Annotated in this window: 5 protein-coding genes; 2 read left to right on the top strand and 3 right to left on the bottom strand. The window is 48.6% G+C overall.

Features of this window, described 5'->3' with window-relative positions; genetic code table 11:
* Positions 1-242: 242 nt before the first annotated feature.
* On the bottom strand, positions 243-5,465 hold the full coding sequence (locus tag K4A83_RS03225; protein WP_265262961.1) for a PAS domain-containing protein: 5,223 nt from the start codon (positions 5,463-5,465) through the stop codon (positions 243-245).
* Positions 5,466-5,483: 18 nt separating this feature from the next.
* Complete coding sequence (locus tag K4A83_RS03220; RefSeq protein WP_265262960.1) at positions 5,484-8,159, bottom strand: bifunctional diguanylate cyclase/phosphodiesterase; 2,676 nt, start codon at positions 8,157-8,159, stop codon at positions 5,484-5,486.
* 356 nt (positions 8,160-8,515) lie between these two features.
* Here K4A83_RS03220 and K4A83_RS03215 point away from each other — a divergent pair, with 356 nt between their 5' ends.
* Positions 8,516-9,802 (top strand): FAD-binding oxidoreductase, encoded by a 1,287-nt coding sequence (locus tag K4A83_RS03215; protein WP_265262959.1) that lies wholly within the window; start codon positions 8,516-8,518, stop codon positions 9,800-9,802.
* 7 nt (positions 9,803-9,809) lie between these two features.
* Here K4A83_RS03215 and K4A83_RS03210 read toward each other — a convergent pair whose 3' ends face one another.
* Positions 9,810-11,030 carry a class I SAM-dependent methyltransferase gene (locus tag K4A83_RS03210; protein WP_265262958.1) on the bottom strand — a complete coding sequence of 407 codons (1,221 nt, stop codon included), beginning with the start codon at positions 11,028-11,030 and terminating at the stop codon, positions 9,810-9,812.
* A gap of 243 nt (positions 11,031-11,273) precedes the next feature.
* Between K4A83_RS03210 and K4A83_RS03205 the strand changes: the two genes are divergently transcribed.
* Complete coding sequence (locus tag K4A83_RS03205) at positions 11,274-11,447, top strand: hypothetical protein (protein ID WP_265262957.1); 174 nt, start codon at positions 11,274-11,276, stop codon at positions 11,445-11,447.
* The last annotated feature ends 70 nt before the right edge of the window (positions 11,448-11,517 follow it).

The raw sequence follows: 11,517 nt of genomic DNA, 5'->3' as shown, positions 1-11,517 counted from the left end.
TCGGCGAGACGTTGCGATCGCACTTTTTCCGTCGCTAGTTCCCCCTCTACCTTTTGTTGGGTTGCGCTGCGCTTCACCCAACCTACGGATGGCTAAACTATTATCAATTGTTTTGTTGGGTTGCGCTGGTGCTTCACCCAACCTACGGATTGCTAAACTATTATCAATTGTTTTGTTGGGTTGCGCTTCGCTTCACCCAACCTACGGATTGCTAAACTATTATCAATTGTTTTGTTCACTGTTTACTGATTACTGTTAATCCACTCTTCTAAAGCGACTTTTAACCGAGTGAATTCTAACTCTAATTGGGCTAAAGTTTGGGAAGCGGTGGCAATATCTCCGGCTTTTGCTGCCTGTTCTAATTCAAAGGCAACCTGACGAAAAGCTTCCCCGCCTACATTCGCTGAGGCCCCCTTTAAACCGTGGGCTTTACAAGCGACTTGCGCCATATTTTCCTCGACTAAAAATTCACGCAGTGCGGCTAAATCTGAGGGAATATCTTCTAATAAAAATTGACAAATTTGCATAGCCATGCTAGTGTCGCCGCCTAAACAATTGAGCAGAATCTCCTGGTTAAAAACTATCGATGTGGGGGGGGTAGAGGAGTTAGAAGAGACAATTTCGGGTCTAGAAATGAGCCATTTTGTGAGAACTTCCGTCAAGCTTTGGGGGTTAAGAGGTTTGGGGAGATAATCATTCATTCCGGCTTCTAAGCATTTCTCTTTATCCCCTTTCATCACATGAGCCGTTAAAGCAATAATGGGGGTGTTTTGATACTGGTGGCTAACTTGTCCGGCTCGGATGAGGCGGGTGGCTTCATAACCGTCCATTTCGGGCATCTGACAGTCCATAAAAATTAACGTATAAGGCTGTTCAGGGGGGGTATTTTGTAAGAGGCCAAGCGCTTCTGAGCCATTGGGGGCAATATCGACGGTTAACCCCAGTTTTTGCAGGAGTCCTTTAAACACCAGTTGGTTCACCTGGTTATCTTCCACTAACAGAAGGCGGGTATCAGGGGGCCAGGTTGGGGTTAAGGTGGGGTGCCGTTCAATAGTATTCATAGCAGGGGATGGGGGCTGGGGTGATGAGGTTACTATGACCCTACCATAATTAGGGTGGGTCATGAGGGCATGGTGGAGATCGGCGGGAATGATGGGTTTACTCAGGGCGGTGAGACAGCCGAGAGCTTGTAATTCTTCGGGTTTGGGGGGGGTACTGATGGGGGTGAGTAGGATGCGGGGGAGGGGTTGAAGTAGGGGATGCTGGGTGAGGAGTTGTTGCTCACTGGGGGGAAGTTGAGCATCAAAGAGGATGAGATTAAGGGGTTGTTGTTGAGCGAGTGTGAGTAGTGTTTCGCTCTGCCTTGGGGTGGCTGGGAGATAATCGGGGAGGAAAACCTGAGCGCCCCATTGTTCGAGAGACTGTCTGATGACGGCACAAACGCGGGGATTGTTGTCTAAAACTAGGATATTGAAGCCTTGGAGATTGAGGGGGGGGAGAGGACGAGGGGGGAGATGGCTGGTTTGTAAGAGGACTTCAAAGACAAATTCACTACCTTGTCCGGGTTGACTGGTAACGGTAATATCACCTCCCATGAGTTGGCAGAGTTGGCGACTAATGGCTAATCCTAATCCGGTACCGCCATATTTGCGGGTGGTGCTGGCATCGACTTGAGTAAAGGGGTTGAACAACAGGGGGATTTTGTTGGCGGGGATGCCGATGCCTGTGTCTTCTACGGCGACGGTGAGACGCAGGTGGTGGTTTTCTGGGGTGAGGTGGCAGTGGATGAGAATCTCGCCGGAAGGGGTGAATTTAATGGCATTACTGACCAGATTGGTTAGGATTTGTTGGAGACGATTGGGATCTCCTTGGACTGAAATGGGGGGGAGTTGGGTAATATCTAGGATGAGTTCAAGGTTTTTGGCTTGGGCGGTGAGGGCCATGCTTTGAGCAAAGTCGGTGAGGTGTTGGGTGAGGTCAAAGTCGAGAATGTCGAGTTCTAGCTTGCCTGCGTCGATTTTGGAGAAGTCGAGGATGTCGTTAATCAGGTTCAGGAGGGCATCGGCGCTGAATTGGGCGATGTTGAGGTGCGATCGCTGTTCCCCATTTAAGGGACTATCTTGGAGCAAGGTTAGCATCCCCATCACCCCATTCATGGGGGTTCTAATTTCATGGCTAATCATGGCCAGAAACTCACTTTTCGCTCTAGCGGCGGCTTCGGCGGCTTCTTTGGCTTGAATGAGGGCTTGTTCGGTGTGTTTCTGCTCGCTGATATCAAAGGCGAGGGCGGTGATGTACCAACAGTTGTGTTCAGGATCAGCGCGGCAATGGTTGGTTTGAGCAATCCAGCGTGTGTCTCCCCATTTATCTCTAAGGCGATATTCGTAGGTGCCGGAACGTTCGGCAAAAACATCGGCATAGATTTGGGGGGAGACGGCGGCCCAATCTTCAGGATAGATGGAGTTCATCCAGAGGACTTGATCGGCAATGAGTTCCTCGGGACTGTACCCAGAAATCACTTCACTGCCTTGGGAAACATCGGTGATCAGGAAACGCCCGTCGGCAAAAATCTGAATGCGGGTAATGGCCGCGACCACACTATTGAGGATGTTGTGTAGGTGGGTTTGAGAGTCTTGTAGGGCTTGTTCTAGGCGCTTGCGATCGCTAATATCAATAATCAAGGCATAATACCCTTGCACCTGTTGATCACTCCCCACATCTGGCACCAACACCCCGGCCACATAGCGCGTCGGTCCCTTTTTATAGGGTAGTTGGGCTTCATAGCGCACCAGTTCGCCCCGCAGGGCTTGTTCAATATACCCTTTTGCCTGACCATAGGCATCCTGCCCAATGACATCCACTACCTGACGGCCGAGGATGTCTTCCTTGCGACAATCGAACCAAAGCTCATAGGTGCGATTGACGAACTGATAACGCTGATTAGCATCCGTGTAGGAAATACAACCGGGGATTGAATCGGTAATCAGTTGTAGGCGGTTTTCACTTTCTCGCAGGGCAATTTCTATGTGTTTGCGATCGCTAATATCCGTATCCACCACCGTACAATTCCAATAGCCCCCGCCGTCATTCCACTGCACCCACAGATGAGCTAAAATCCAGCAGATGGACTCATCTTTGCGCCGCAAACGGTATTCAATCTCATAGGTTTTCGTGCCTTGTTGTTGCAAAACATCCTGCAAAACCGGAACCAGGATCTTTTCCCAATCTTCGGGATGGACAGCCCAGCGCCACTGATTCCTCATGATTTCCTGCACACTATAACCATAGGTTTTGGCGGAGTGGGGAGACACATAATCATACTGGGCTGACAAATCCGGATAGATACGAAAACGCACAATCCCCACAATGGCCGTATCCAGAACTTCCGTTAATTGGCGCTGGGAGTCTTGCAAAGCCAATTCTAATTCCTTTTGATGGGTAATATCCGCCGAAGTCCCCACCAGATACTGCACATTCCCCGCTCCATCGTCAATGGGGATATTCACCGCAGAAATCCACCGTGTAGAACCATCCGGTTTCAGGATGCGGAATTCTCCCCTAAAATGCTCTTTCCCTTCCTTATTCTCATGGAGGGCTTTGAACATTTGTGCTAAATCTTCGGGATATATACTGTCCAACCAAGAATTGGGATTTTCATACAAACTTTGACAAGATTTGCCCCAAACGCGCTCATAAGCCCGATTCACATAGAGCATCTGGCTATTGTCCACCGTTTTGATATAAAACACTTGGTCGATATTTTCCGCAATCAAGCGCAAACGAGTTTCACTTTCTTGCAGTGCCAGTTCAACCTGTTTACGAGGGGTAATATCGGCCACCGTTCCCCGAATCTTCACCACTTGTCCTTGTTCGTTATAGATGGGGTTGCCCTTAGTATGGATATAGCGGATATTGCCCTTTTGAGTCACGATCCGTAAATCAGAATCAAAAGATTGCCTCTGGTAAAAAGACGCAACAATTTCCTCTTCAAAACGCTTCTGATCTTGCGGGTGAATGTGCTGAATCGTTAAATCGGGTCGGGGAACGGGAGATTCTGGATTGGCCTCATAAATGCGATACAATTCCTCAGACCAGGTTACACTGTCGGTTGCCGGATCGCATTCCCAACTGCCCACATGGGCGATGTGTTGGGCTTCCGTCAGGGCGGCTGTTTTTTCCCTCACCTCTTGTTCTAGCTGATGGGTATAGTGAAGACTCAACTGTTGCGCTGCTCGAAGGGTACTCACCATTTGATCGAGAGAGGTGGCGAGGTGGTCTATCTCTTGAATGCGACTCCCCAGGGGCGATTGTTCTAAATTCCCAGCAGCACAAGCTTCTGTCACTTTCGCCAAACGAGAGAGGGAGCGGGTAATGCGTCGGGATACCCACACACTACTCCCCACTGATGCCCCCAAAGCTACCAAGCATAAAACCAGCGTGCGGCGTAAATTTTTCTGGACTTCGGCGATAAAATCGGATTCGGGTATCACTAGCACAATCAGCCAATCTAAGCCAAAATCATCGCGATAGTTGACGACTTGGCTAAAGTGACGCACTCCTTGATGACGGACATCTTGCTGGGCATTGCTCCACTCAATCATTGGGCCCCAAGTTTGGGTAAATTCTTTTGTGATCGTGCGAATTAAGGGATTCAGGCTGTCCTGAGCCATAATCCGTTTCATCTCGCCGTCTTCTTGTGGGATATAAAGGGGCGAGTCGGTAGAATTGGCGACTAATAACCCGGAACGCTCCACAATGAACACTTGTCCCGACGGACTAATATTGAGACTGATTAAGAAGTGATTTAAATGTTCTAGTGTAATATCTGTGGCGAGAACCCCGCGTAGTTCTCCGGTGGGATGATACAGGGGTAAACCCGCCGAAATTCCTAACAGAGGGCGATCATTAATGAATTGATAGATGGGACTCCAAACCGGGCCTCTGGCTTCCACGGGGGCTTGATACCAAGGGCGAACACGAGCATCATAGGTGGTGGAAATCACCTGAGTGGTGGCGATTTTTCCTTGTTCATCGAGTCGGGATAAGGTATAAACACCCTGGGCGAAATTCTCGGTTCGGTAAACGCTGGGAGTATGAGATCCTTCGCTCGATCCGATCATGCCTCCTCGTTCATTGGCGATCGCAATAGTGCTAACGGAAGGAAATAAGGTGATTTGTTGACCAAAATGCGCTTCTAGTTCTGTGGTTTCTTCCACCTCAAACCCCGGAATATTGCCCGCTTCAATAGCTTGGGCATTGAGTTGATTGACTAAATGGGGAATGGCGAGGGTTTTTTCCAAATATAATGTCACCCGCCGCCCACTTTCCCTAATTAATTGATGGGCTAAATACTCTACCGATTGTTCACCACTTCGATAGGATAAATACCCCACTAGCCCCACAATGCCCAAGGTTTGGGTGGTGAACTGAACGGCTAAAATTAAGTAGAGTGGAAGCGGTTTCATACATCAAGTTCTCAAGGATTAACCCATCACGGCTCTAGCATCAGATTCTGCGAGAGGACGACTGATAAAATAGCCTTGAGCGAGATCACAACCCATTGATTCTAACCAATCTAACTGGGCTTTGGTTTCCACTCCTTCCGCGACAACGGTTAAATTTAAACCATGTCCGAGGGCAATAATGGACTTGACAATTGCCTCATCTTGTGAGTCAACTGTTAAATCTCGAACAAAAGATTGATCAATTTTAAGTTTATCTAAAGGAAAATATTTCAACGCGGCCAGAGAAGAATAGCCAGTTCCGAAATCGTCCATCGCAATTTTAATCCCTAATTTTTGTAGATTTCGTAATACAGAAACTGTATGCTGAACATCTTGCATGGCAATACTTTCAGTTATTTCTAATTCTAGCAAACGCGGAGAGATAGATAGTTTATTTAGTAAATTTAAAATGGTTTTTACTAAGTCATTTTTTTGAAATTGTCGGGCAGATAAATTAACGGCAATGGGAACAATTATAGAATTTAAGCCTTGCCACTTTTTGATGTTTTGACAAGCGGTTTCTAACACCCAATCGCCAATCCCATTAATTAAGCCTGTCTCTTCGGCAAGGGGGATAAATTGAGCGGGAGAAATCCAACCATGTTCCTCAGAATGCCAACGAATTAAGGCTTCCATGCCGACAATTTTCTGACTCGTTAAACAGAATTGAGGCTGGTAATGAAGACTAAATTCTTGACGTTCGAGGGCTTTATATAAACTGTGTTCTAAGACTAAGCGTTGTTGGGCTTGGGTGCTGAGTTCAGGGGTATAAAGTTGAAAAATATTGCGCCCTTTTTGTTTGGCTTCGTAGAGGGCGGCATCGGCGTGTTTGAGTAGGGTTTGGGAGTCTTCGCCATGGTAGGGGGCGATCGCAATCCCAATACTCCCCTTGACATATAACTCTTTCCCCTGACAAGTAAAGGGAACATTGAGTAGGGTGAGGATTTTCTGGGCCATTAAATTGGCATTGTGGGGGGCGCGCAGGGGACAGAGGAGGATGGTAAATTCATCTCCCCCCCACCGGGCAACGATGGCCTCGGGGGGGAGAGAGGTGCGCAATCGTTGACCGACGCGGATTAAAATTTCATCGCCGATATAGTGACCCAAGGTGTCGTTAATGGTTTTAAAGCCGTCTAAGTCCAAAAATAACACGGCCATTAATTCCCCTCGCCCTAGACGGGTGTTGGCGAGGGCAAGGTTCAGATTATCGTTGAATAACATCCGGTTGGGTAATCCGGTGAGGTGATCATGATAGGCCTGATGGTGCAACATGGCTTTAACGTGGCGTTCCATGACGGCCATATAAATCTGTAAGCTAATGGCTTGGGCGAGTTTAATTTCTTCTAAACTCCATTGGGGGGGGATGCCTCGGCTAATTTCGCGCCAAGCATCAAAGGAGCGCCGAGGCAAGTAATTCCGATGGTCTGAGCTGCTGCGTCCTGCCCAGAGGGTGGCGGTTTCGATTTCTTGGCGAAATAGGGTCAAACAACCGATACAACGCTGTTGATAGCGCAGGGGAATCACTAATAAGGAGCAGATTTTCTGTTCCCTAAAGTTAGGCTGAAGGTTTTGGAAAGGGGGATGAGTTTTGACATTTTCGATATAGTGAACTTGCAGTTGGGGGCTATCTTGTAAGTCGGGTAAGGCTGAATCCCAGAGTTGACCGGGCGTGGGGGGCTGTGGGGCCGTAGTGGAGGTGGCGAGGATATTTTGCCAGAAGGGGGTTTCTTCTAGCATGACAAGATGAGGTTGAATGCCTACATGATGGAGTTGGGTGGGTTGGTTGTTTTCTGAGAGGATATAGAGTCGTCCCCCATTGCTACCTGTGGCTTGGACGGTGATTTCTAGGATTTTTTTGGGGTTTTGGAAGGCGTTGGGGGTGGCGTGAAGGATATTACTCACGGCGTTGAGGGCGGCCTCATGTTCGGCCTGTTGTTGGGCCTGTTGTAGGAGTTGGGATTGGGCGATCGCAATGGAAACCTGATCCACCACTAACTGAACAATTTGCAATTCGCGATCGCTATAGAGCCGACTCTCTCGGTGATGCACTACAAATAACCCCCATAACCCCTCACGGGTTAAGATGGGCAACACCATTGAAGACACTACCCCCATGCCCTTTAAATACTGCTGATGACAAGGATCTACGGGAACATAGGAGGTTTCCCCCCATTCCAATCCATCCTTACTATCTAGGTTTATGGCCTGACAGGTTTTATGACCAGCGTTAACATCAACAATCACCCGTTGACGGGTCTGAATAAACATTTGTCGGGCATAGGGGGGAATATCTCCGGCCGGAAAGTGTAAGCCTAACAGGGAGGGTAAACTGTCCCCTTGTAGGGCTTCGGCAATCACTTCCCCACTGGCATCGGGGGCAAATTGATAAATCTTTGTCCGGTCTACATTGAGAAAACTGCGAATTTCCCGCACCGTACTGTCTAAAATCGTCTTTAAATCGAGAGAGTCCCGAATTTGCGCCGTGATGCGTTTGACAATGTTTTCTCCTTCCCGTACAAAACGAGTTGGTTTTCCGGCTACCCAAGAATCCGGGGAGGGGGTAGAATTTAATACCACGGAAGAGAAATCATCTGAAGATTGATCCGCCGGATGATTGGGCTGGGATGGCAGGGGGTTAGGGTTTGATTCAATCATACTGTTGATTTACTCTCATCTGTCTTCCTAATGGAATAGGGTTGAACAGTTAGGCCAAAAAACTGATCAGGGCTGAAGTTGGATCTCTTCAGGAATGATTCTCCTTCCGGCACCTTGTTTGCTCAAGGCGACTGGGGATGGCTAGTGGGCTTATGAGGGATTAATCCGGCAATTGGGCTAGGAAACATTGCCGGAATTGGTCAGAATTTAAGCTCATAAGCTATTTAGCGTAATACTATACCGCAATATCTATTAAGTTCACGGAGTCTATGCCGAGGGTCTTAATCTTCCATCTTATCGAGAAACTAGGAGGAAGGGTGTGATTTAATGAGCTTAAAGGATTTAAATAAGGATGTATGACCAGGCTAATCGCCCATGTAGTTGAGTCTTGGACAGATGTAAATTTTGTGACAGGGGAAAGTCTTCCTTTGCCTTGGCAAAAAGCTTTAGAAAAAACGGGATTATCCTCTCAGGGAATTTTATTTCCTCACAGGATTGAGGCTTTAAGTGAAATTGTTGCTTGGGCTAAAGAGGAGCATTGTCCCCTCCTTGTAGCTGGCCGAGGAAGTCAATTAAGTTGGGGCGGCCTTCCCCAAGGGATTGAAGCGGTTGTGAGTACCCAAAATCTAAATCGTATTATCGATCATGCGGTGGGGGATTTAACCGTTACGGTGGAGGCAGGTGTCACGTTAGAAGCCCTACAAGCCCAATTAGCCCCCACGGGGCAGTTTTTACCCCTAGACTCGGCCGGGACAGCGACCTTGGGGGGGCTAGTGGCCACGGCTGAGGCCGGAAGTTGGCGACATCGTTATGGGGGGGTGCGGGATTTGGTGCTGGGTTTATCTTTTGTCCGGGGGGATGGTGCGATCGCCAAGGCCGGAGGGCGAGTGGTGAAAAATGTGGCGGGCTATGACTTGATGAAGTTATTCACCGGGTCCTATGGTACCTTGGGGGCGATTACTCAAATCACTTTCCGCACCTACCCGATTCCCGATGCCTCTAGCACTTTATTGTTAATCGGGGGCAAAAGTGCGATCGCCGCCCTACAACATACCCTGATCATGTCCCCCCTTACCCCCACCCGGGCGGATTTACTCTCCCCCTCCCTAGTCCAAAAACTCAATCTGGGTCAAGGCATTGGTCTAGTCGTCCGTTTTCAGAGTATCCCCGCCAGTGTCCAACAGCAACAAGACCAACTGATGAGCCTCGGTCAACAAGCTGGGTTAACCTGTACTGTTTACACAGAAAACGAGGAAACCCAACTCTGGCAAGCCCTGCAAACCATTAACCAGCCCGCCACCCCAGAAGCCATTACCGCTAAACTCGCCCTTCTCCCCGCCGAAATCTTGCCCTTTTTCGACCATTTAGACCTTGTAACGCAACAACAAGGGTTAGCCCTTCTCCATACCAGTAGTGGACTGGGGAAACTCCAACTCACGGGAGAAAATGCCCGAGAACAAATCAACAAACTACGGGCATTTTGTCAAATTCGCCAAGGATTTATCACCGTATTAGAAGCGCCTGTAAGCCTGAAACAAGACCTTGATCCTTGGGGATATAGTGGCAATGCTTGGGGAACAATGGAACAAATTAAACAGAAATTTGATCCGGCGAATATCTTCAGTCCGGGGCGTTTTTTTTAAGGCTGTCTTAGAATCCAAAAACCACTAACTGCCGCTCCTGTAAACGGCGAATCATGGCTAAATCCAGCACCTCCCCTGAACAGAGTTCCCGGATGGTTTGCCGCGCTTGCGTGTTTTTAGCACACTTTTGCATAAAAGTAAACTCATCATCAGATAAGTTTACAATTTGATAATTATAATCAAATAGACATTTACTTTCCCAACCGTCAAGACAGGGATGGAGTTCTGGAATAGCGGCAAGGAGTACCTCGTCGTCAGACCAATCTTGACGGGGGAGGGGGGGCTTAGTGAGGAAAAACTCGTAGTGGGTGATGTTTTTGGGGTCGAGGAGTTCGATTAACCGATAGCGATCGCGCTCCGTCATAGTTTCCCCCCTTGCTATCAACTCCGAAGACTGGCCGAGTAAGCGTTCCAGTTGCCAGAAACCCGGATTAGAAAACCCCACAAACTCCAATCCCGAGGCATCAATCAACTCAAACAGCGTGTGGATGTTGTAGTCCACTTCTTGGGGATGAACATACATATCAGCAAAACACTGATCGCGGGTATTTTCTAAAGACCAGCGTTCCTTTTCCCGTTGCACCAGAGGGTTATTTTCCGGCAACGTGGCAAAAAGCTCCCGCCCCACCTTTACCCCGTCGGTATAGTCTCCCCGTTGTTGGCCTTGGAGCAGTGCGATCGCCTCCTGCATTAACTGAATTTCCCAACGACCCAACTCCGCGTAAACAAAAACATGAAAAATCCCCCCCGGTGCAAGTTTTTGGGCTAACGCTTGAATACCAGCGATGGGATCCGGGAGATGGTGGAGAACTCCCACACAGTTAATCATCTCAAATTCTCCGGGAATGGGATTCCGTAGTGTCTCGGAACTAGAATCACCCACTTGAGTTAAATCCATCTGGTGGAACGTCACCCGCTCCGCTCCTGACCGACGACAGCGTTCCCTTGCCACTTCTAGCGCTCCCGCACTGAGATCCACCCCCGTCACCGTCGCCTCGGGGTTTAAATGCACCAGATACTCCGTCCCCACACCCGTCCCACAGCCCGCGTCCAAGATCCGAACTGTTGAAGTTTCTGGTTTGCGTCCCGTGCAGAAATTATAGGCGGCGACCCAATTCCAGCGCCAATTATACCCCGGTGGGGGTTCATCTAAAATTGGTTCCGGGGGAAAGGGGTAAGTATCGTAAAGTTTAGCCACCGCTTGGCTAACAGTTTTTGCGTCCGGCATGGCTCAAGGGTTAAGTGTGAGGTGAACAGATCCAGATTAGATTCACAGGGGACTTTGAGCAAGAGGTGGGGCAATCTTGACAAGTTAAGCATGAATGTCCTCTGATCAGGGTCAGTAGTGACCGCATCTTTGATAGAGATCACTCGAAAAGGCGATCGCATTCACTGAATATTGCGCTCCTTATCACATCCGCCCCCCCGTGTTTTCCGACATACTTAATGTATCGAGTTAAATCAGAAAACCATGTTAACTCTACTAGATATCATCCAAGAAATCGCCCGTCTCGGTAAAATTACCCCTGAACTGGGTCAAGAATTGGACATTCTGCTCTGGTCTAGATCCTTTGACGATTCAGAAATCAGCATTTTGCGCCAGCTAGATCAATGGATTAGCTCCGGCCTCGTACAAGTAGACTAATTCCCGGCTAATTTTCCGCCCTTCAACTTCTCTCTGTATTTCACAAAATATTGCGGGATTTCCCCGCTTT

This window comes from Spirulina subsalsa FACHB-351, from assembly GCF_026130165.1.
GTDB lineage: Bacteria > Cyanobacteriota > Cyanobacteriia > Cyanobacteriales > Spirulinaceae > Spirulina_A > Spirulina_A subsalsa_A.
The sequence above is the reverse complement of the archived record's forward strand: the minus strand, read 5'-3'. Positions and strand labels throughout refer to the sequence as shown.

Excerpts from the sequence above, each read along its gene's own strand:
- K4A83_RS03225 (WP_265262961.1), bottom strand. The coding sequence starts at position 5,465 with ATGAAACCGCTTCCACTCTACTTAATTTTAGCCGTTCAGTTCACCACC.
- K4A83_RS03220 (WP_265262960.1), bottom strand. The coding sequence starts at position 8,159 with ATGATTGAATCAAACCCTAACCCCCTGCCATCCCAGCCCAATCATCCG.
- K4A83_RS03215 (WP_265262959.1), top strand. The coding sequence starts at position 8,516 with ATGACCAGGCTAATCGCCCATGTAGTTGAGTCTTGGACAGATGTAAAT.
- K4A83_RS03210 (WP_265262958.1), bottom strand. The coding sequence starts at position 11,030 with ATGCCGGACGCAAAAACTGTTAGCCAAGCGGTGGCTAAACTTTACGAT.
- K4A83_RS03205 (WP_265262957.1), top strand. The coding sequence starts at position 11,274 with ATGTTAACTCTACTAGATATCATCCAAGAAATCGCCCGTCTCGGTAAA.